The sequence below is a fragment of the Roseomonas chloroacetimidivorans genome (assembly GCF_049629625.1).
Classification (GTDB): domain Bacteria; phylum Pseudomonadota; class Alphaproteobacteria; order Acetobacterales; family Acetobacteraceae; genus Roseomonas; species Roseomonas chloroacetimidivorans.
Genome location: NZ_JBNBZS010000001.1, coordinates 1 through 19044, shown reverse-complemented (window position 1 = coordinate 19044; position 19044 = coordinate 1). Strand labels below are relative to the sequence as shown.

At 59.7% G+C, this 19044-nt stretch carries 22 protein-coding genes; 5 read left to right on the top strand and 17 right to left on the bottom strand.

The genetic code is table 11. The features are described from left to right. Positions 1-14: 14 nt before the first annotated feature. Positions 15-788, bottom strand: coding sequence for an enoyl-CoA hydratase/isomerase family protein (locus tag ACO1BU_RS00110; RefSeq protein WP_424133856.1), 774 nt, complete (start codon positions 786-788; stop codon positions 15-17). Between the two features lie 394 nt (positions 789-1182). Between ACO1BU_RS00110 and ACO1BU_RS00105 the strand changes: the two genes are divergently transcribed. Then, positions 1183-2421 carry a hypothetical protein gene (locus ACO1BU_RS00105; protein WP_424133855.1) on the top strand — a complete coding sequence of 413 codons (1239 nt, stop codon included), beginning with the start codon at positions 1183-1185 and terminating at the stop codon, positions 2419-2421. On the opposite strand, the gene ACO1BU_RS00100 is transcribed toward ACO1BU_RS00105, so the two are convergent. Next, positions 2388-2651 carry a hypothetical protein gene (locus ACO1BU_RS00100; RefSeq protein WP_424133854.1) on the bottom strand — a complete coding sequence of 88 codons (264 nt, stop codon included), beginning with the start codon at positions 2649-2651 and terminating at the stop codon, positions 2388-2390. The genes ACO1BU_RS00105 and ACO1BU_RS00100 overlap by 34 nt on opposite strands. Before the next feature lie 48 nt (positions 2652-2699). Here ACO1BU_RS00100 and ACO1BU_RS00095 point away from each other — a divergent pair, with 48 nt between their 5' ends. After that, positions 2700-3323, top strand: coding sequence for a hypothetical protein (locus tag ACO1BU_RS00095; protein WP_424133853.1), 624 nt, complete (start codon positions 2700-2702; stop codon positions 3321-3323). A gap of 55 nt (positions 3324-3378) precedes the next feature. Here ACO1BU_RS00095 and ACO1BU_RS00090 read toward each other — a convergent pair whose 3' ends face one another. After that, complete coding sequence (locus ACO1BU_RS00090; protein WP_424133852.1) at positions 3379-3849, bottom strand: hypothetical protein; 471 nt, start codon at positions 3847-3849, stop codon at positions 3379-3381. Positions 3850-4008: 159 nt separating this feature from the next. Here ACO1BU_RS00090 and ACO1BU_RS00085 point away from each other — a divergent pair, with 159 nt between their 5' ends. After that, complete coding sequence (locus ACO1BU_RS00085) at positions 4009-4164, top strand: hypothetical protein (RefSeq protein WP_424133851.1); 156 nt, start codon at positions 4009-4011, stop codon at positions 4162-4164. Positions 4165-4288: 124 nt separating this feature from the next. Here the strand turns inward: ACO1BU_RS00085 and ACO1BU_RS00080 are convergent, their stop codons facing one another. The 3 genes from ACO1BU_RS00080 to ACO1BU_RS00070 all read right to left on the bottom strand — a co-directional run bounded on the left by ACO1BU_RS00080 (position 4289) and on the right by ACO1BU_RS00070 (position 5522). Beyond that, positions 4289-4918 (bottom strand): hypothetical protein, encoded by a 630-nt coding sequence (locus tag ACO1BU_RS00080; RefSeq protein WP_424133850.1) that lies wholly within the window; start codon positions 4916-4918, stop codon positions 4289-4291. A 72-nt stretch (positions 4919-4990) separates the two neighbouring features. Beyond that, a complete protein-coding gene (locus ACO1BU_RS00075) occupies positions 4991-5341 on the bottom strand; it encodes a hypothetical protein (RefSeq protein WP_424133849.1) in 351 nt (116 codons plus the stop codon). Continuing rightward, positions 5334-5522: a hypothetical protein gene (locus tag ACO1BU_RS00070; protein WP_424133848.1), complete on the bottom strand. Its 189-nt coding sequence runs from the start codon at positions 5520-5522 to the stop codon at positions 5334-5336. The genes ACO1BU_RS00075 and ACO1BU_RS00070 overlap by 8 nt, the downstream gene beginning before the upstream one ends. 121 nt (positions 5523-5643) lie before the next feature. On the opposite strand from ACO1BU_RS00070, the gene ACO1BU_RS00065 reads away from it, so the two are divergent. Next, on the top strand, positions 5644-6000 hold the full coding sequence (locus tag ACO1BU_RS00065) for a hypothetical protein (protein ID WP_424133847.1): 357 nt from the start codon (positions 5644-5646) through the stop codon (positions 5998-6000). A 21-nt stretch (positions 6001-6021) separates the two neighbouring features. Beyond that, complete coding sequence (locus tag ACO1BU_RS00060; RefSeq protein ID WP_424133846.1) at positions 6022-7242, top strand: hypothetical protein; 1221 nt, start codon at positions 6022-6024, stop codon at positions 7240-7242. Between the two features lie 4 nt (positions 7243-7246). On the opposite strand, the gene ACO1BU_RS00055 is transcribed toward ACO1BU_RS00060, so the two are convergent. From ACO1BU_RS00055 to ACO1BU_RS00005, 11 genes are all read right to left on the bottom strand, one after another. Continuing rightward, the gene (locus ACO1BU_RS00055; RefSeq protein ID WP_424133845.1) at positions 7247-9250 is read right to left on the bottom strand and encodes a tail fiber domain-containing protein; all 2004 of its coding nucleotides are present in this window, start codon (positions 9248-9250) and stop codon (positions 7247-7249) included. Between the two features lies 1 nt (position 9251). Further along, complete coding sequence (locus ACO1BU_RS00050; RefSeq protein ID WP_424133844.1) at positions 9252-9860, bottom strand: phage adaptor protein; 609 nt, start codon at positions 9858-9860, stop codon at positions 9252-9254. Between the two features lie 15 nt (positions 9861-9875). After that, positions 9876-10166 carry a hypothetical protein gene (locus ACO1BU_RS00045; RefSeq protein ID WP_424133843.1) on the bottom strand — a complete coding sequence of 97 codons (291 nt, stop codon included), beginning with the start codon at positions 10164-10166 and terminating at the stop codon, positions 9876-9878. 74 nt (positions 10167-10240) lie between these two features. Continuing rightward, entirely contained in the window at positions 10241-11128 is an 888-nt protein-coding gene (locus tag ACO1BU_RS00040) for an SU10 major capsid protein (protein WP_424133842.1), read from the bottom strand. Between the two features lie 29 nt (positions 11129-11157). Beyond that, positions 11158-12171: a hypothetical protein gene (locus ACO1BU_RS00035; RefSeq protein ID WP_424133841.1), complete on the bottom strand. Its 1014-nt coding sequence runs from the start codon at positions 12169-12171 to the stop codon at positions 11158-11160. Positions 12172-12209: 38 nt separating this feature from the next. After that, the gene (locus tag ACO1BU_RS00030; RefSeq protein ID WP_424133840.1) at positions 12210-12482 is read right to left on the bottom strand and encodes a hypothetical protein; all 273 of its coding nucleotides are present in this window, start codon (positions 12480-12482) and stop codon (positions 12210-12212) included. Positions 12483-12485: 3 nt separating this feature from the next. Beyond that, positions 12486-14549: a portal protein gene (locus ACO1BU_RS00025; protein WP_424133839.1), complete on the bottom strand. Its 2064-nt coding sequence runs from the start codon at positions 14547-14549 to the stop codon at positions 12486-12488. An 8-nt stretch (positions 14550-14557) separates the two neighbouring features. Next, a complete protein-coding gene (locus tag ACO1BU_RS00020) occupies positions 14558-16141 on the bottom strand; it encodes a phage terminase large subunit family protein (RefSeq protein ID WP_424133838.1) in 1584 nt (527 codons plus the stop codon). Beyond that, a complete protein-coding gene (locus ACO1BU_RS00015; protein WP_424133837.1) occupies positions 16141-16686 on the bottom strand; it encodes a hypothetical protein in 546 nt (181 codons plus the stop codon). Before ACO1BU_RS00015 ends, ACO1BU_RS00020 begins: the two co-directional genes overlap by 1 nt. After that, on the bottom strand, positions 16679-18412 hold the full coding sequence (locus tag ACO1BU_RS00010; RefSeq protein ID WP_424133836.1) for a hypothetical protein: 1734 nt from the start codon (positions 18410-18412) through the stop codon (positions 16679-16681). Before ACO1BU_RS00010 ends, ACO1BU_RS00015 begins: the two co-directional genes overlap by 8 nt. After that, positions 18412-18690 carry a hypothetical protein gene (locus ACO1BU_RS00005; RefSeq protein WP_424133835.1) on the bottom strand — a complete coding sequence of 93 codons (279 nt, stop codon included), beginning with the start codon at positions 18688-18690 and terminating at the stop codon, positions 18412-18414. The genes ACO1BU_RS00010 and ACO1BU_RS00005 overlap by 1 nt, the downstream gene beginning before the upstream one ends. Positions 18691-19044: the final 354 nt, after the last annotated feature.

Here is a 19044-nt window from a genome sequence, read left to right as displayed (position 1 = left end):
ACCGGGAGGGCGGGTCAGCGCCCCTTGAACTGCGGCGCGCGCTTCTCCAGCCACGCTGCCCGGCCTTCCCGGAGATCCTCCGAATGCCGGACGCGGCTCGCCGTCTCGGCGATGGCGGCCAGATCGGCATTGCCCCGCGCGATGTCGTTGAGCGCCTGCTTCATGCCCTGCACTGCGAGCGGCGCGTTGGCGGCGAGGGTCGCGGCCAGTTCCGCCGTGCGCCCGGCCAGCCCACCGGGCGCGACGAGATCAGTGAGGAAGCCGATGCGGAGTAGTTCCTCGGCCTCCAGCTTCTCGGCGGTCAGGAACAGGCGCTTGGCCGTGTTCAGCCCAAGGCGGCTGACATAACGCTGCATGCCGCTGGGATAGTAGTGCAGCCCCAGCCGCGCAGCCGGCATGAACATGGCCATCCCCGTCACGCCGATCCGAAAGTCGCAGGCCAGGGCCAGGTCGGTGGAGCCGCCATAGACGCCGCCGTTCAGCGCGCAGATCGTCGGCACGCGCAGGGCCTCAAGCTGATCAGCCACGCGCCCAAAGGACATCTCGTCATGCGGGCCGTCGCCGCTGAGCTCACCGATATGGAAGCCGGAGCTGAAGGAGCGCCCGCTGGCTGTCAGCACCGCAACCCGCACGGAGGAATGCGCCGCGATGCGCTCCAGGATGTCCCGGAGCGCCACGAGGTCGGCGGGCTCAATGCGGTTGTGCACCTCGGGCCGGTGGAGCCGGATGGTGGCGATCCCGCCCTCGACCGAGAGGGTCGGGACGCCTGTGGGCGTATTGGTGTCCATCCGGCGTTCCTCCTGGCCCGTGCTGGTCAGGCCATGTTGATCATGATGGTCTTCTTGTGGGTGCAGCGGGTTATGCTCGCTAAGTCTTTGAAACCACAGGAAACTGCCTGACCTACTTACGGGAACGTGATACAAAGAACCTGCAAGAACAAGAGAACAAAAGGTGATGCTTGCTTTTTAATTTCTGATTTCCGCAAGTAATGTGTTAAAAACATTCTACCAAAGCGGAAATGGGTTTGCAAGGAACCTGCAAGGTTATCTAACTGAGCGAGCGTAACTCTCCAGCAAGGCAGATCGGAAAAACAGCCTGGAGAGAAAACGAATGGCAAATGTAGTACCCCTTTTCCGAAAGGGGCCAGAAAATGACTTGGTGCTGCCCAAACCCGCAGCGCCCATGGCTCAACCCGAAAAGGTCAAGCTGCACGACGGTGAGCTGGTCCTGACCCGCAATCCCGGTGCGTCCAGCAAATGGCAGTACCGGCTAACCCTGCCGGGTGGCGGCTACGAGCGACTGACCACCGGCAAGCGCGACTTAACCGAAGCCAAGGCCGTAGCTGAGGCCCGCTACCAGGAGGTCAAATGGCGCGATCAACGCGGCCTCAGCCACGAGGTTCTGACCTTCCGAGAGGCCGCTGAGGACTTCATTGTCCACCTGACCAAGCAAGCTGAACTCACCGGCAGGGCTGGTAGGATTAAGCGAGCGAAGGAATGGGCCGACCGCATTACCAACTACCTCATCCCCTACTTCGGGGACATGAGCGTGGACCTAATCGACACCCCGCGCATTCAAGCCTTCCACGACCACTACGCTGAGACCTGGGAGGCCAATAAAAGCGCCTACCGGACCCAGACCCGCACGAAGAACAACCAGGGCGTGGCTTACAAGAAGCCACTCGTGGTCAAGATGCCGAACAGCTACACGGGCAAGCCCGGCGTGGCATCTCGTACCACCTACGAGAGCATGATCCGGCAGGCGATTGCCCTGGCTCTGGTCAACAAGAAGGTCACAGCGGCCGAGGTCAACACGTTCCAGGCCACGGAGCCTACCAAGAACAGGCGAGGGGGCTTTAGTGCGGCCGAGGAGGCGCGCTTGCTCAAGCACCTGGAAGAACGCATCACGCAGACGCCGAAGAAACACCACCAAGCTGCAAGGCGCCTGCTGTGGCTCTACGTGCGCTTCCAGCTGCTGACCGGCATGCGGCCCGGTGTGGAGCCCGGTAGCGTGCGGTGGTGCGACATCGAGGAGCGCCTGACCCCGAAGCGGCATTTCGTCGTGAAGGTCCGCAAGGGCAAAACGGGACCCCGCGCCGTGCTGGTGGATGCTGCCCTGGGCGACGTGCTGGACGAGCTACGCACCTTGGCTCCCAATACAGCCCTGACCGATCTCGTTTGGAAGCAGTGCCGGTTTGGTCACGGCTTCGACGAGACTCTGGCTGAACTCGGCATGGAAAAGGACGATCAGGATCGCGCTCGCACGCTCTACAGCCTGCGTCACACGACCATCACGCGTATGATTGAAAAGAGCGTGGACATCAACCTCATCGCGAAGAACTGCGGCACCAGCGTTGAGCAGATCTCCAACCACTATGATCACAGCATTCACACACTGCGTGTGGACGACATCCTGAAATAAAGGGCCAAAAGCTCGCTCGTCAGTTCGCCGAAGGTCAACCGTCCGATGTACTCGGGGTTGAAGAGGACTGTGTCTCCCTGGATTGAGAGTCCGTCGCCGCCGGCGGCCATCTTTACGGGGGCCAACCCTGCAATGATCTCCGGATAATCAGTCATGAGCCGGACTTTGCTCGCGACCATAGCCGCAAAATAAGGACAGTTAAAGCCGGTCTTGTCTGGATTCTTCCTCATGGCATCAAGTAACTCTGCTGCTCGGACGCCGCAACGCTAATTAGAGGTATGGAACAATCACCACGTAACAAGCTCACCCGCGCTGACCATATTCGCATCGCACAGGCAGCTGGCACGCCTGACGAAGTCGCAGCGCAGTTCGGCACGACAGTCCGACGAGTGATGAACTGCCGCTCTTGGTATCGGAGGCACGAGCGCAACGGCACCTTGCCCGTAGAGCGGCCGGCAGCCACGCCTAAGGTCAAGTTGGGTCGGCCACCGAAGTTCACAGCGGAGTTCAAGCTCAAGGTAGCCCAGACGTCAGGTACTCAAAAAGAGGTCGGCGAGATGTTCGGGGTTAGCCGCATGACCGTGTCGCTATGGCGTCGCCAACTCGGCGTGGTGACAGCGAGCCCTGCCAAGGCCAAGCGTGCTATCGAACCCAGGCCGCAATACTCCGAAGAATTCCGCCGCCAAGTTGCAAGCACACCAGGAAGTGACACGGCGGTGGCACGGCAGTTTGGCGTCAGCCCGTGGACGGTCAGGAGGTGGCGAAACGACGCCGCCTGCAGCACGCGCGAGCTGCCCGATCTACAAGCCAGCATGCTCACCCCGATCAAGCACCCACCCGCGCGTCAGCTGACCGTGTATGAGTGGCGGGACGAGATGCGAGCGGCACGGCGGGCTGCCTGACGACAGAAAACCCCGCCAGCTTGCGCCAGCGGGGCCTGTAGGGTTTGAGGGCGGACTAGGCTGCGCGAGTAGCTTTGCCCTTAGCGGGTGTGCTGGCGGGCTCCGCAGGGGCTTGCTTGCTGCCCTTACGCCCGCGTTTGGCGCTGGCTGCGGCCAGGGGCTTGTCCAACTCTCCAGCTTCCACGGCCTGCCGGATCACGTCGAACGTGGACAGCACGTCCTCCAGCTTGGGGCCGCACTCGATGCTGGTGTTGCCCTGGCCGAGATCGAGCGCAGCAACGCCATACCTGACCTCGGTGTGAAAAACATTGCCCTGCTTGAACCACCAAGCGCGGAATTTTTTATCAACCGCTTTTTCGCCCTTGCCGCGCTTGGCTTGGAATTTCTCGCCCTTAATCGCGGCCTCAACTGCTGCACGCTGTTCCGTGAGGGCTTTCAGCACATTTTGACGCGCCTTTTGCGCGGGATCGTTAGCGTCAGCTGTACGACGGGCGTTGGAAAGCTTGAGGGTGCTGAGAATGCTCATTTGCTAGCTCCAAATGCGCTCCATTGCGCCCCGGGACATAAAACGCCTTTCTCCTGATTGCTCAACCAAAGAAAGGCGATTTCTTCCTAAATCTTAGGTTGATTCTCCCATGGGGCAGCTTCGTGAATGGCTCGGGTTAAACAGGCCGGAGCTGGGAAAATGGTCACTTTCGCGGTCACACTTAATAACCAGACCAAGACCATCACGATGTCTAAAATCGAGGCAGAGGAGTTTTACGTTCAGTGGGAGCGCATTCAGCCCCTGTTGAGGGCACTCGACGTTCGGATTGAGGTCGTGGAAATTGACCGCACCTAGAACCCGCTCGCGATCCCTCTAAAGCGTTGCAGCCCCGCCTCCTGCGGGGCTTGATTTCACGGGATGTTCGAGAACAGCGAGCCTTCCTGGATCCGGCCAGCAATTCAGAATCCCGAGGTTTGGTCTATCCGAAATCTCTGTTCGGAATGTGCCGATCCAAAAGTTGTGTTACGGTCAATCCATCCGCGTTCGCCTGCTCCACCCTAGATCTCGCCACCTCGTAGTTCTCCAGAAAACTCAGGTACAGCTTCTTTGCTACCACGATTTGCGCATCGAACGGTAAATCACGAATTTGGTTCCGGATCGCTCTGAAGCGAGCGGCGCGCTCCTTGTTCTCGTCAGCTTCTGGAATGCCTAGCTCGTCAAAAGCGAGCTCTTCCATGCAATAATCGAACGCCATCATTTTGACAGTAAATTCACCCGCTATCCTGCGGTACAGAATTGTAGCAAGTCCAATCAGCGCCATGCCCTGCATCGGATGATGTGAGACCAGCAGGGCCTCCGGATCCTTGTCTGCATGCTTCAGGAAGTTAGCCACGCCCGACATCGACCTCCACCCCTCCTTTCCGATTATGCTGTCCAGCTTCGTGGCGAAGCCGTCGTCACTTCGGTGTGGATAAAGGTCGAAAAGCACCTTGAAAGCAGCCCAAGCCAGTGTATGCACTGAGAGGCTGTCCTGACTGTCGAAAAACAGATCGATGGCGGTTTCTAATTGCCGCTTGGCTCCATCCAGTTTGCTGACCTTGCCTGGCATGTTACATTCCATTCGAATACGACCTGAGCGGCATGTGAGCCCGAGCATTCTACTGGGTTCGGCCCATCTGTACTATAAACGCGACCCGCTTGGCTTCATGTCTTGGAGGGCGCGCCGGAAACTGTTGATCGCATCAGTCATGCTCACGCTCCCAAGCCGGTAGGCCTCCATGACCTGGAGCAGCTTGTCATCTTTGGCTAGCCCAGCTGCATTCAGCTTCTCGACCACTTCCGCATGCGCCAACGTCATTTCCCGGATCTGGTCGTTTGCCGCCTTTAGGGCATCACGCAGCTCCTTGGCTTCATCGCGCTTATCGGTCTTGCTGTCTTTCCAAGCCGAGTGAAGCCACTTCAATGCAGTGAGTGCCGCGGCCGCGTAGGCGCCCCAAGTGCCCATTGATGCGAGTGAGCTGAAATCATCCACGGCTCACCTCCTTCAGTTTGGCAATGAGAGCCGCAACCTCCAACTTAAAATCATGGACTTCGGCCAGAAGGCGTCGATGGGCTGCAAAAGCCTCATCCATTTTCAGCGTAATTGAGTCCTTGGGATCGCGTGGTGTTTTGCGCTTATCAGGTCCAGTGAAGAGTGTGAGAACTGTTTCCAATGTTGTGTCCCCAATCTGGCGGGGAAAAGGCTCCTCGCGTCGCGTATTTAGCCCTCTAGGGTAAATACGACTGAAAAGCGGTGAACGCCGCCAAGAACAAGAAAAGCGAGGTCAACCGCGTATGAGCATTTTTACCTATCCAACACTACTTTCGGCAACAATTGCCAATGGTGCTGCACTCAGCGGACCAGTCGATTTGGATGACAAGAGCCTTGTGGCCATCGTCATGCCCGGCGCCTGGACCGCAGCCCCACTGACATTCCAGTGCAGCGTGGACAATGGCGCGACCTGGAACAACGTCTTCGATGCCACGGGTAGTGAGGTCTCGATCAGCGCCGCAACCGGCACGCACATCCTGATCGAGCCCGCCAAGTTCGTGGGTGCCAAGCTCATCCGGCTCCGCAGTGGCACGAGTGCCGCCCCGGTCAACCAGGCTGCTGCTCGCACGATCACGCTGGTTACTCGTCAGGTAGACTAAGCCATGCCGCTACTTCTTGCCATGGCCAGCAGCACGTCCGCGATCAGGCTCGTGGGCAGTTCGTCGCTTGCGCCCTCAGTCTCATTCACTCGTGCGTCCGGCGCCATCTACACTGGCCAGGATAACACCACACTCTACCAGGTTGGTAACGACGTGCCTCGCTTCAACGGCCCGGCAAAGCGGCTGCTGATCGAAGGGCAGCGGACCAACTACATCCGTAATCCCCGTTTCGACGGCGCTACCGCACCTACGACAGGTCCGACCTACACGACCGGCTTCGTGGGCAACGCTTCCGGTGTGGCGCGCACGATCGTGGGCACCGGCACGGCATTTGGGCGCCCCTACATCGACGTGGCCTTCACCGGAACCAGTTCAGTCAACCAGTTGCATACAGTCAACTTCGAAAACGCCGGGGTGGCGGCTGCGGAGGGTCAGGTCTGGACGCTGTCCGGGGCCGTCATGCTGATCAGCGGGTCGTTTGCCGGATACAACACATGCAACCTCAATGTTCGGCCGCGCGATGCCTCCAATGTCGATACGAATGGGACCGGCTACTATAGCGCCCCGATTACACCGGAAACCGCCACGCCGGTTCTGGCCACAGTCACATCCGGCGCCCTCCCAGCAACCACTGCCTCAATCCAGACAGTGCTGCGGATGAACACACTGGCCGGTCAGGTCTGCAACGAGGTGTTCCGCATCTTTGCGCCTCAGCTGGAGCTTGCCCCGTTCGCGTCCTCGCTGATCCTTCCCCCGGTAGGTACTCCAGCGCTCACGACGCGGGCAAATGATCTGGCCACCTACCTGCTGACCGCAGCACATAGGCAGCGGGGAACACTGGTGGGGACATTCATGCTCCCGCAGGCCGCGGGAGCAGACATTCAGTGCCTGTTGTCGTTGGACCCCAACAACTCCGGCAATCGCCTTACGATTCAGAACAGCAGCAACGGGGCGCAACTTCGTGGAGTTCAGATCATCGCTGGCGCGACAGCCCAGACCAGCGTCTTGGCCACTTTCACGCCCAGTGTACCCTTCCGGGCCGCCATTGCCTGGGACGCGACAGGCGTGTCGTGGTGTGTCATGGGAAGCGCGGTCAGCACCCTTGCGGGTCTGCCTGAGATCGACAGGCTACGTCTTGGCAATGATGTGCTGGGACAGCGTGCCGCCTTCGGCGAGTTCGGCGTCCTCGACCTGTACCCTACGCGCCTTCCCGACCCAGTGCTTCAGGCCCTAACCTCGTGATCGCTCAGCCTTCCAATCCCGCCACCCGAGCCTCTAGGGCAGCGTTTTTGGCCACAAGCTCCTTCACCGCCTCGACCAGCAAAGCCGTCACGGCGTTGTAGTTGAGGCTGAGGAATCCCTCGCCATCTGGGTCTGTGACCGGGGCCTTGTCACCCACAAACACGGCTTCCGGCAGTACCCCTCGAACATCTTGGGCCAATAGACCTGCCTCACGTCGGAAACTGCCATCAATCTGCGGCAAGTCCACACGTTTGTAGGTATAGCCACTCAGGGTGACAACTTTGTCCAGCGCGCCGCTGATCTGAATCTTGTCTTCCTTAACGCGGCTGTCTGAACCATTGATCCAAGTTCCGTCGGTTGTCGCATTGCCCGCATTGTCGAAAAACCAGCCATGGCCAGCTGTCTGGATGATGAAGCCCGCGTTCACGCCGGTGATGTGTCGCCCAAAGAGCCGATAGTTGTAACCCACCATGTCACCGCCGCCGAACTGGCTGTAGTAGTTGTTCTGGCCGTCATTAAAGGCAGTGTTCTGCTGGTAGGCGTATTCGATTGTGCTGCACAGGAACCGCCCGCCAGTGATTACGTTGCCCGCAGTCATGTTGCCACCAGCGTTGACCGTGCCACATGAGATGGTGTTGCTCGTGCCGATGTTGCCTGCCGCATCAATGTTCCCGGAGGAGTAGAGATAGCTGCCGGACACTGAGCCCGTGGCGCTCACGTTCCCGCTGTTGGCGACGATGCTGGGTGCAGAGATGTTGCCCGTCGCAACGAAGTTGCCGTTGGTTGAGATTGTGGTGCCGTCGCTGTAGAGGTAACGCTGGCCGCTGGAGCCGAAGTTGATAGCGCCCGTGCTGGGCGTGCCGCTTCGGTAGAAAGTGCCATCAGAGCTGGAGGCGATCGTGCCGCCAACATTCAGGGCGTTGTTTACTGTCAGGCCACCTGCGATGGTGCCACCCGCCTTCGGCAGCAGCAGATCGGTAGCTGAGTCCACATAACCCTTTGTGGCGGCGTGTAAGCTTGCTGTTGGACTGCCAGTGAGAGTTAGGGCGCCGGTGAGCGTGCCTCCTGAGAGCTTGAGGTAGCGCGCATCTGGAGCGGCCTGGTTGCCGCTGTGCCAGAGCGAACTGCCGTTCACCGACGGCGTGCTGTTGAAGGTGATGGCGCCCGTAGCGCGCTGGACTGCCATGGGCACATCGATCACATCACCCGCATCGTCATATCGCTGGAGGTAGAAGTTGGAGCCGGTGTTGCTGCCGCTCTCGACTCCATTGTTGCTACCCAGGACCCAGCGGAGTTTGCCGTCAGTCAAGAGTCCAACTCGCTTCGCCGTGCCGCTACCGCCATCCACGAATAGGGCAGGATCGCCGCCCTGTCCCACGCGGCTGATGGTCAGCTTTTGAGAGACGGCAACCTGACCCGTGAAGGTCTCACCCGCTTTGTTGGCCGGGGTATAGCCGAGGGCCGTAACAACGGCTGGGTTGGTACTGGCACTCACGAGCGCAATCGCCTCATCACGTGCTGTGTTGACCTGTGCAATGCCGCTGTTCGTGGCGGCGATCACGCTAGACGAGCTGTTGCTTACGCTGGCAATCGCGCTGTCCTTGGCCGTGGTGATGGCCGTGACCGCACTGTCCTTGGTGCTGGTTATTGTCTCTATGACCTGACTGGCCGTGTTGGTCACGCCGGCTGTGGCATTGGCGGAGGCATTCTGGGCCGATGCTGTCGCAGTGCTGATGATGTTCGCCATCGCCGTGTTGGCGTAGCCGTCGATTGCAGCCGTGGTATTGGCCAGCACGTCGGCTGCATCTGCGGCCATCTGGTCACTCGTGGTCTGCACTGTAGCGATCTTCTCATCCACGGCATTTAGGGCGGTTTGAACCTCCTGCACCTTGCCATTAACTTCCGCGCTGATCGCGGCAGCCTGTTCAAGCTGGCTGTTTACGTCGATTGTGACGCTCGGTGCGATGCCTGTGCGGCTGTAGAAACTTCCTGGAACGTTGTCGGTCATTTTAGTAGTCGCAGCTTGGCGCCTCCACTGTCATCTGGCCTTCATAGGCTTCTTCGTCTGCTTGCAGCTGAAGGTCGTTTGCGCGTTCGCCGTAGCGCTGTTCCCAGAGCTGTCTGATTGCGTCGTCCGCCAACATGTCGGTGGCCGCCTCGACCAATGCCGCGTATATGAGCAGATCGGGCACCAGCTGCATGATTTCATTCTCGTCCGTGTCGAGCACGGGAGCTGGCATGGCCGCGTAGTAGATCAACACGACTTCCGACCCCGCTGCGGGCTTAGGCGTGATGAGGATCTTTTCGCGCAAATCAGTCCAGTATTCGGGCTTGATTCCGTGGCCTGCATCGAGCTTGAAGAAGCGGGCTAGGCCCACGCGGCTGAGGGGCAGTCCGTTCACGAGTATTTCGTGCAGACGGAGAAAGTCGCTGGGCTTTGCCACGTAACCGAAGTCATCGCCGGCAATCGTCACATTGACCTGGAGCATGAACGGCAACTTTAGGTCACGCTGGATGCGCGCGAGGCCTCGCATGATGTAGAGAGGGATTTGGTCATCTGGCACCGCGAGATTGTTGTTCACGAATGCGAATTGCTCTTTGATTTGTCCGTAATTCATCCGCTATCCCCGCACTCAGAAGCGCTTGTTTGTGGCGAGGAAGTGCTCAAGCCCCTCGCTAATCAGTTTCTTTTGAATCGCTTTTGGGTTTTCACGGTAAACGTCGAAACCCTCTCGCAGCCATTTTTCCACAAAGATGTTGGGAATGCTCGCCACTTTGCCCATTTCGCCAAAGCGTTGCTGGCTGGCTAGCGAACGCTCTTCGTGCAGCTGAGCTAGAAATCCCGGATCAATCCACTGGCTGTGATTGATGGCTTCTAATTCGTCGTCGCCCAATAGGTCGATTGTGGGATTGATGATCTTCATGCGGGTATTTAGTATTTCCGCATGGTTTGCTCATGAAAACGGCGGGAGGAAACTCCCGCCGCTTGTCAACCCGATTAGGTCAGGTTGGAAAGTAGTCCGTGTGCGAACTGGCTTCCGTTCTTTAGACCCACCTCACCCACAATCATCGTCTTGTTGCTGTCGCCGGTCTTGGCCAGGGTCTGCGTGGACCATGGGCGCAGCCATGCGGACTCGATCATGTCGGGGTCATAGATCAAGCAGTCGCTGGTGCGGAGATGGCGCGAAGCTTCAATTGCCAGGGAACCAAAGGGCGTCACGTAGATGTCCACTGCGCCGGTCAGCGTGGTGTTCTTATCATTGAGAACGCGAGTCTGGTTGGTCTGTGTAGCCCAGCTGGCGATAACCACCTTGTCAGCGGGCTTGCAGAGCACGCGGGAGGGGTCTCCACCGGCAGTCCAGGCCTTCTGATGCACCTCAAGGAACTTTACCTGTGTGATGGGGCCAGCAGTGCCGAGGGTTGTGGTGACGGAGCTGTCAATCTGTGCCTGGATGCTGGCCGTCTTGCTGGCCGTGCTGGAGCCATTGCCCTGCACCATCGTCTGGCCGGAGAGATAGGCGAACTCCTGGTCACGCTTCAGCTCCTTGCCCTTGTTGACCAGAAGTCGGGCGCTCTCCTTCTTGCGGCCGTAAACGTCCACGGCATCCGCAGTCTCGGAGACCTGGATGGTCTTGCTGAGGATCTGGGTGACGTTGGTGCGGAGAACGGTGGGGCTGGAGGTCTCAGCGGTGGCGTCAGCGCCTTCAACCTGAGCGTTGGGAGCAGCGGCAGCTAGGCTGTCCTCCTGCCACTGGAACAGGGTATTGCTGACCTTGCCGTTCTTGATGCTGGAGAGGAATGGCGTAGCTGTTGGGCTGACCATGTTGATTACGTCGGAAACGTCTTCCTTCTTTCCGACAATCTGTGTGCTGTTAAAAGTTGGCATCGCGTCCTTTCTGGATCGTCTTCTTTTGGTTAGTCTCCCATCCGGGCCATGAGAGCTTTCACGGCGTCGTCTGTAGAGCCGGATCGGCGTAGATCGCGCATAGCGTCATCGGCCTTAGTGGATCGCTGATTTGTCGAACTCGTCTGTGGCTTAAGAACCTTCTTGGGTTCGGCAACCACCTTCTTGATTTCCGGCTTACGTGCCTGGGCTTCGTCATACAGGCGAGCTTTGTTCATCAAGTCGAACAGCGCGGGGTGGAAAAACTGTCGGATTTCCGCCTGTGTTAGACCCTGTTCCGTGACATAGCGCTGCAATTTGGGTGCAAGCTCATCAACGTTGGGGTGCTTGGCGATGATCTGGGCCTTGACCCTTTCAAATCGCTCCTGTTCATCTCTGGTGCGCTCTGCCTCAACTGCATTCCGGAATTCGCTTCTTTCCTTGCGTGCAGCTTGCAGGTCGTCCCAGCGTTCAACCATTTCAGCTTTGAGGGCCTGATACTGTGCCTCGGACAGCCTGCCGGTAGCGAGGTCGGCGGCTGCGAGGTTGAGATCAATTCCCTCGTATTCCTTCCAACGCTTTTCAGCGCGCTCAAGACCAGCATCCAGTTTCTTGTCCAGAAATGCGGCTTTGCTCTCGTTGAACTTGCGTAGGTCGGCTACTGCTTCTGACTTCTTGTTCAGCGCATACTCTTGGCCGTGAAGGCGCTTGAGGTCCTTTACGGATAGCTTGAGGGTTTCGTCGCCTACCTTGACCTCTACCTCGTCGTCGTCAGCCGCGATGCGGCGTTCGCTCTTGGTCTCGGCCTGTTCGGCTTCCTCAGCGTCCTCGTGGACTTCATCGTTCTCGTCCGTGGTATCGCCGCTCTCGTGTTCATCCGAGGCAGTGTCTTCCTCGTCTGATCCACGCTCTCCGGTGTCGTCTGGGGTGGATGGCTCTTCAGCGTCCTGCCAGCGGTCTAGAAAGGCTTGCTCTGCCTGCTCATCGGTGAGAGCAGTTACGGTGTTGGTGGCGTCCTCTCGGATGGCCCCGGTAGTGTCACTCATTGGGGTGTCCCTCTGAAATTAGGTTCACACCTATTTATTCAGGAGGGGAAATCTCCCTCGTCTTCCTGGTTGCGAAGCTCAACGTTGAGCTTGGCCACCATCCAATCCTGTAGCTCGGCCGCATACTCCCGGTGAGCGTGGAATTTGCGGAACGCGGTTTCACGTCCTTCCACGTCCTCAAGCGTGCTGGCCATCAGCGTGTTGAGGTAGCGCAGTTCCACGATCTGCTGCACGGCTTGGAAAGCTTCGCTCTCTAGTAGCTGCTGAGCGGCTGTGCCGCGTTCGATAATCTTTAGTTCTTCTTCGGTCATGGTTTAGTTCTTGCTCTGTAGGCTGACCGCGGCGCTTACGAGGCCGTTGGCCTTTGCTAGTTCCAGGTTTGCCTTGTCCATCTCCACGTCGTGGTCGAATTCGGCACTCTTCAGCTCCAATTCCGCCTCGGCAATCTCTGCCTTGCGGTTGGCAACGGCGTTGTCCTGGGCGGCCTTGAGGGCCTTGATCTGCGCTTGCATCTGGGCTGCCTCAAACGTGGCCTGCGCCTTGGCGATAGATGCCTGGTGCTGGAGTGCATTGGCCTGCATCTGAGCCTGTAGAAGCTGCTGCTGTAGCTGGATGTTGGGGTCGGGCTGCGGCTGGAGGATCTTGGCCACGGGCAGCAGGACCTTATCCACGCTGGGAAGGCCCATGAGGCGTAGGTATCGGGCAGCCACGTAGCGCTTCTGCTCCGGTCCCATCATGTTGCCCAACACGGGGTCCTGGCTGAACATGGCAACCATGTTGGCCAGCTTGGTGGCCTCGCCCATCTTGGCTTCGGGACTCAGATTGATCTCAGCTGTGACATGACGGCGCTCGCGCCACGCCTCGGGCGTGACCGGCACGAAGTTGCCTGCCACCTCGACGATGACCTCCTTGCGCTCGTAGCGCAGTGCCAAGTCGTAGATTGCGAGGTAGAGGTCGGCCAGGAAGCGCGCGAGCCATGCGGCAACCTGCGTCATCTTCTGCTGGCTGGCACTCGTGACCTGATCCAAGAGCGCACCGCTGTTCTGCTTGCCAACCACGTCGTGGTTGAGGCCCATGGCTGTTCGGCTCACGCCACCGATGCTCTCGGCGTTGCTTTTCATCAGCTCCAGCGTGGTCATCACGTAGGGGTTGACCTGGGGCTGAGGCAGAAGCCCAATGCTGTTGGCATCCTTGACATTGACGAGGCCACCGAAGCGTAGGTCGGTCAGCTCAGAGGGATTAGATACACCGCCCTTGGTGACCATCCAGCGCGGGTAGCTGCTGATTACGGTCTGGTCCAGGATGCTGCGGGTGAGGGTGGTCGCAGCATTCTGCGTGTCCTTGAGTCGCACCGCGTAATTGCTGCCGTAGAAGCTGTGGCTGACGGGTAGGGGGCAGAAGTTCACGAAGTGAACCGTGTCGGCAACCTGCTTATCATAAATGTAGTCGCCTACCTTGGTGATCTGCCAGCGCTTGGTGAACGTTCCGTCCAGGTTGATGCGGATGTAGCATTCCTCGACTTCCACCTCACCAGCGCCGTAGCGGTCGTGGTATTCGTCGTCGTGCTGAAAGCCCTCGCCGCCGCCCTCTAGCGAACGAGTGACGCGCTCGGGGCTGCTGTCCAGGCTGTTGCTCTTGCTGGCAGCCTCTAGTCGATCCTCGTCCCATCCCTGACTCACAAGGTCTGCAATGCGGCGTTTGCTGCGGTGTGCGACGAACGTGGCGTCCTCGATGCAGCGTGCATCGGGACTGATGACAAACTCCTCGGGTGGGATGACATCGACGCGGATCTGGCCCTTATCCACCTTCTTCTGCATGATGCCGCTCATCTCGCCCGTCTCGGGGTCCACGAGGAACGTGGCGTCGGCGGGAAGCTCCAAAGTGTTTTCATTCTGGTCGGTCAGCATGAGGCCGATGGCATCTTCCATGCCCTTGACCTCGTAGTCCTCAGTCTGGATGTCTTGCTCCCACCAGACCTTCACGATGCCATTGCGGGCCAGGAGGCCGTTGTGCAGCGTGTCGTGCAGGATGCGGGGGCCATTGTTGAGGCGGTACAGGACGTGATCGCAGTAGGCGGTCGCGATGCGGGGCTCTTCCTCATCCCGGTCGTCCATGGGCGTGAACTCGATTGTGCCCTGGCCTCGGCTGACCGCGTTGAGGATGACAGCCTTGGTGCTGTCCACCGCGTCCGCCACGTCGCGGCTCACATACTGGCTTCGCTTCTGCGGCGGGGCAGGTAGCTCGCCATTGTAGAGCTTGAGCGCTTCTTCCCGCTCCTTGCTGAGGGTCGTGTCCCCGCGCTTGTCAGCCCGGTTTAGATGGTGGTCTAGGACGCTGACGATTTCCCTGTCCCCGAGTTTCTTTTTCTTATCTGCCATTCAGTCCCTTAAATGCCTTCAACATACCAGTGTTCCTGGTTCGTAATCGGCTCCCATCGTCGTTCGTGGATCCAATAGGCCAACGCCAAACTCATCACGCAGTCGTCGTGGTTTTTGCCTTCTGCGGCCATTCCGCCGTCTGGCTTTTCCACAAAGGTGCTGAGTTCAGCCAGCGTGGTCTTGTCTGGGATATTTAGCAGTCCTTCCCTTAAACCCTTCTTTAGCTTGTCGATCAGCTGGGGTTTGGTCCGCTTGTTGGTGTTGAAGCCGAGTTTGACAGTTTCTTCCTCGGTGGTTTTGTCGATCACCGTTTCCGTAAAGACGTTCGAATAGCCGAGGTGCTTGTAAAGCTCGTTCAACACCGTGCCGCCGTGATTGTTGTTTTCCACGATGATCTGAGCTTCATTGTAGTGGAGTCCGATCTGCTCCAGGTGCTGTGCGAACACGTCGGGCTGAACCTGTGCCCGATAGCGGGCGACCACCTGGCCGTCGCTGTTGAGCACGTGGCTGACGCTCCAGTCCTTGCCCTTGGCCGTGCTGCCGCTCGCCACGTCGCCAGAGACGAAATACTGCTCACCCGCACGGGGCTCCTGCCACATTGCGAGGGTACCCCTGGGGTTCGGGTGCAAGCCCTGGCTGTCCACGCTGTAGAGGGCGGTGGGAGGGGCTGTATGACGCTGCTGGGCTTCGATGTGCGCTGGGGGAAATACCGGGGCACCGGAAGTTAGGAACGCCTCGTCCGGGTTGCTGGGATACTCCTGGCGGAAGCGGTCGGGATCTGTCTCAGCGATCTTGAGCCTGCGGAACATCAGCTGCTCATCATCCAGGCCGAACAGGCGGATTAGGTCCTGCTCCTCAGGGCTGTGGACGAGGGGAGAGGGGCAAGGCTCGCGATACTCGGCCTCCGCGTGCCAGGGGATGAAGAGGGGAACGAAGTCGCTCTCACCGGCCACCGCCTTCTGCCATTCGCGGTAGAAGAGGTTGGAGACGCCGTTTGCGGTGCTCTCAATGACAACCACAGTGCCATCGGCCGGGCTCACGGCCTGCATGAGACCGTTGAAATTGTCCTCGGCGCTACTCACTGGCCAGAAGGCTAGCTCGGATAGATGGGCGTAGAAGTAGGTGTCGCCGCGGCCGATGCCCTCACCACCAGCTGTCGCCACCGCGTAACCGCTGTCCAATTTGTCGAAATGGAGCTGGCGTTGGCTGGCGTATTTGGTGCTGGGTTTAACGAACTTGTCCACGCCATCGTGGAACCGCTTTGTCATGTCAAAAAGATTGGCCGTGCTTTCGGCTTTATGGGTGACCACCACGGCCTTTTTGGCTGGGTTCTGACTGACTTTGAAATAGAGGTAGCCACCCGTGGCGGTGCTCATTCCCTGCTGGCGCGCTTTGAGAATGATCACTCGGGCGCGGCCGCGTTCGACCAGCAGCTTTTCGATTAGCTCAACCAGCCGCAACTGAGCGGGCTTGAGGACTAGGTTGGAGGTTTCACCCTTCTTGGTTTTGATCTTTAGCGGGGCTTTTTCGGCGTAGAACTTAAAGTCACGGTAAAGTCTGAGTCGAAGGGCCTTGATGGCCGCTTCGTCCATTAGCTCTCCTTCTTGTCCTCTTCCTCTGCCAGCAGGCTCTTGAGGAAGTCCTCGGCGCTGTTAACCGTGACCTCGCTTTTGGTCATGGGCTTGGCCTTGGTGAACTCCAGCAACTTGCTGGCCGCCTTGATCTCGTCGGAGGTGCTGACGGGCCTCTTGTTGGGATGCGCGTCAGGAACGCTGTCGTTCATGCTGATGATTTCGAGCAGCTTCAACATGGCCTTCTTGGCAATCTTGTCGTCTGTGTCGATTAGTCCATCGTCTGCCATCTTCTTAAACCTCTCTTCCGCCTTCTTCTGTGCGGTCTTTCTTGTTGCTGCTATGACGCTCGCGGGGAAGCCTGGTCGGCTTCCCGGTGTGCGTCCACTACTTAACCGGCCTGTTGCAGCCGCCTTTGCGCGCCATTCCGCATACAGCTCGGGATTGTCCCGTTTGGTGTCCGCGAAGACCGTATTTGGTGACCGGCGCTTCAAGTCCTTCATGGGGATGGGCTTGCCGAGCACTTCCTTAGGCCGGTCCGCGCGGAGCAAGCGTTTCTTACTCATCGCGCTGTCCTCGTAGTCGCGCGATGTCGGCCGCCATAACGCCCGGCAGGGCATTGCGTGCCCGGTAGTTGGCTGCCAGCTGGTTGGTCAGGTATCGGCGTGCCGTGCGGGTGTCGTAGGCCAGCTGAGCCAGCTTGGGCAGTGCAAGACCCGCAGTGCCGATGGCTGCCGCTGCGGGCAAGCTGGCCACCGTGGCGGCACCACCGCCGATTGCACCCGTGAGCGCGCTGCCTTTGAGCGTGTTCATCAACATCGTGCGCTGGGCCGTACCGCTGTTGCCGATGGGATCGCGCACGAACTGCTGACCCACTCGGGCGAGGTCGTTGAGGTCGCCACGTCCCATGGCAAAGCCACCGGCCGTGCTGTTCTTCACGGCCTGGGCCAGCGCGTTACCGCTGATGTTGCCGCTGGTCGCCGCGTTGGAACCCGTGTTCATCGCGTTCTCGACATTCTTCAGGTTGGCATAGCGGCGTGTGGTGTCTCGCCACTGCGCGGCATCCTCGGGGCGAATGCTGTCTTCCATGCCGTTCCTCACAGCATCCCTGAGGTCACGAATGCGATTGCGTAGCTCGCTGTTATGGCCGTTCTCACGGATGATGCGACTCAATCGGCTTTGGAAGTTCTGGTAGAACTCACCCGAGATCCGCATGGTCTGCGGGTCCGCTTTGTTCAGCAGCTCGTCCATGAGACCGCGCACGCGGGTCGCTACGTCACCGCTGGCATCGTCCAGTGAGCTGTCGAGGGCGGCTAGGTCATTGAGGAAGCGGGTGGAGCCGTTCGCGTCCAAACTGTTTCGGGCGCTGAGATCGGCAAACTCCTGTCCCAACGAGGCGCGTGCATCTGCCAGCACCTCGGGGGTAGCCAGATCGGCATCCACGCCAGCGCGGCGTAGAATAGCCCGGTTGTAAGCCTGCTGCTGCTCCGTGATCTGGGCGCGGCGGGGGCCTTGGGTAAAGGGCAGCTCGCCGAACACGCTCTCGGTGCCCTGGAGTGTGCGGCTACCCGTCAGCTGGCCAGGGGTCAGCTCCAAGCCCTCCTGGCGTGCCACATCGGCTAGGCGCTGCTGCTCGGCATTGAGGCCTTGACGGACAGGAGAGATGACTCGTCGCCCAGCTCCGGCTGCCACGGGGGCAACCATGCCCGCTGCCATGCCCAGCCAGGGACTATCGGTGGCCTCGGTGGTGGCACCCGCTATGGCGCTGCTGGCGCCCTGTAGAACGGGGTTAGCGGCCAGGGCTTCTGCTGTGCCCTGGAGCATCGTGCCCGCCCTAGCGCCCCTGGCGATCGCGCCAGCGGGTAGGGCAATCGAAGCGGCCTCACCCACGCCCTGGCCAGCGCCGTAGGCTAGGCGCTCCGGGGTGGTTATGGGGGCAGCTGGTGTGCCGAATGCGTCCGTGACAGCACGGATGCCCCTGCGGACGCTAGCGGACCCGCCTACGGGCTCGGCTGGAACAGGTAGACCCGCGTAGCGCATGCCAGCGGCAGCCAGGTCCACGGGCCCGCCAACTACGTCTGCGAGGGTGTCGTTGAAGCCCCGGCCGAACAGCCCGGCGCTGTTAGCGGCCACCTCTCCAGCGGACCGGGTGTCCTCGGCCGGGCGGGGTGGCTTTGCTGCGTCCGGGTTAGCCTTGATGTAGTCGGCCAGGGCCTTCTCCATGACGTCGTCAGGGGTGCCATCCGGAAACTCGACCTGCTCACCGTTCGGGAGGGCGATCAGCTGGGCCATCACTCGATCCTCCCAGTCTCAGGGTTGAAGCGCCGGAGCCCATTCGCATTGGCTCCGCGTGCCTGACCGGGGCGGCCAGTGCTTGTCGGAGCTGGTGCGGCCTGTGGCGCCACGGGGGCATCTGGGATGGAGAAGCCCGAGAAATCACGCTCAGGTAGGCCCAGCTCGCGGCGTCGGGTCTGGAAACTCTCTTGAGACTGCTGAACGGAGCGGGCCTGCATCTGCCGCAGTGTTAGGAGGCGCTGACGCACATAGGCCGTGTCGTTGATGTTCGACATGATCTCGTTACCGATGCGCTGAGCGTCACCTTCAGTCTGTGTGCCCTTCTGGGCAGCCAGAGCGGCGTTTACCAGGCGGCTAACGGTGTTCTGGTACTCCTCTATGGCGCGACAATCAGGATGCGATTGGCGCGACAATCTGGATGAGAGTCCTTGGTCGCGGCGCGGGGATGATTGTCGCGCCGCGGCATGGGTGCAAGGACTTTTCAGTGGTGCGCGACAATCAAGATGAGGTGTTGATTGTCGCGCGGGTCGGCGGGCGGCCGGGACCGCGCTTGCGCTCGACGGCAGCGCGCCTGCGATAGCTCTCGACGTTCATCTCGAAGATGGTGGCGTGGTGGACGAGGCGGTCCA

Bases quoted from the DNA above. Each gene is read 5' to 3' on its own strand.
- ACO1BU_RS00110 (WP_424133856.1), bottom strand. From the start codon at position 788: ATGGACACCAATACGCCCACAGGCGTCCCGACCCTCTCGGTCGAGGGC.
- ACO1BU_RS00005 (WP_424133835.1), bottom strand. From the start codon at position 18,690: ATGTCGAACATCAACGACACGGCCTATGTGCGTCAGCGCCTCCTAACA.
- ACO1BU_RS00065 (WP_424133847.1), top strand. From the start codon at position 5,644: ATGAGCATTTTTACCTATCCAACACTACTTTCGGCAACAATTGCCAAT.
- ACO1BU_RS00035 (WP_424133841.1), bottom strand. From the start codon at position 12,171: ATGAGTGACACTACCGGGGCCATCCGAGAGGACGCCACCAACACCGTA.
- ACO1BU_RS00080 (WP_424133850.1), bottom strand. From the start codon at position 4,918: ATGCCAGGCAAGGTCAGCAAACTGGATGGAGCCAAGCGGCAATTAGAA.
- ACO1BU_RS00020 (WP_424133838.1), bottom strand. From the start codon at position 16,141: ATGGACGAAGCGGCCATCAAGGCCCTTCGACTCAGACTTTACCGTGAC.
- ACO1BU_RS00060 (WP_424133846.1), top strand. From the start codon at position 6,022: ATGGCCAGCAGCACGTCCGCGATCAGGCTCGTGGGCAGTTCGTCGCTT.
- ACO1BU_RS00095 (WP_424133853.1), top strand. From the start codon at position 2,700: ATGGAACAATCACCACGTAACAAGCTCACCCGCGCTGACCATATTCGC.
- ACO1BU_RS00025 (WP_424133839.1), bottom strand. From the start codon at position 14,549: ATGGCAGATAAGAAAAAGAAACTCGGGGACAGGGAAATCGTCAGCGTC.
- ACO1BU_RS00055 (WP_424133845.1), bottom strand. From the start codon at position 9,250: ATGACCGACAACGTTCCAGGAAGTTTCTACAGCCGCACAGGCATCGCA.
- ACO1BU_RS00050 (WP_424133844.1), bottom strand. From the start codon at position 9,860: ATGAATTACGGACAAATCAAAGAGCAATTCGCATTCGTGAACAACAAT.
- ACO1BU_RS00010 (WP_424133836.1), bottom strand. From the start codon at position 18,412: ATGGCCCAGCTGATCGCCCTCCCGAACGGTGAGCAGGTCGAGTTTCCG.
- ACO1BU_RS00015 (WP_424133837.1), bottom strand. From the start codon at position 16,686: ATGAGTAAGAAACGCTTGCTCCGCGCGGACCGGCCTAAGGAAGTGCTC.
- ACO1BU_RS00030 (WP_424133840.1), bottom strand. From the start codon at position 12,482: ATGACCGAAGAAGAACTAAAGATTATCGAACGCGGCACAGCCGCTCAG.
- ACO1BU_RS00105 (WP_424133855.1), top strand. From the start codon at position 1,183: ATGGCTCAACCCGAAAAGGTCAAGCTGCACGACGGTGAGCTGGTCCTG.
- ACO1BU_RS00090 (WP_424133852.1), bottom strand. From the start codon at position 3,849: ATGAGCATTCTCAGCACCCTCAAGCTTTCCAACGCCCGTCGTACAGCT.
- ACO1BU_RS00040 (WP_424133842.1), bottom strand. From the start codon at position 11,128: ATGCCAACTTTTAACAGCACACAGATTGTCGGAAAGAAGGAAGACGTT.
- ACO1BU_RS00085 (WP_424133851.1), top strand. From the start codon at position 4,009: ATGGTCACTTTCGCGGTCACACTTAATAACCAGACCAAGACCATCACG.
- ACO1BU_RS00045 (WP_424133843.1), bottom strand. From the start codon at position 10,166: ATGAAGATCATCAATCCCACAATCGACCTATTGGGCGACGACGAATTA.
- ACO1BU_RS00100 (WP_424133854.1), bottom strand. From the start codon at position 2,651: ATGAGGAAGAATCCAGACAAGACCGGCTTTAACTGTCCTTATTTTGCG.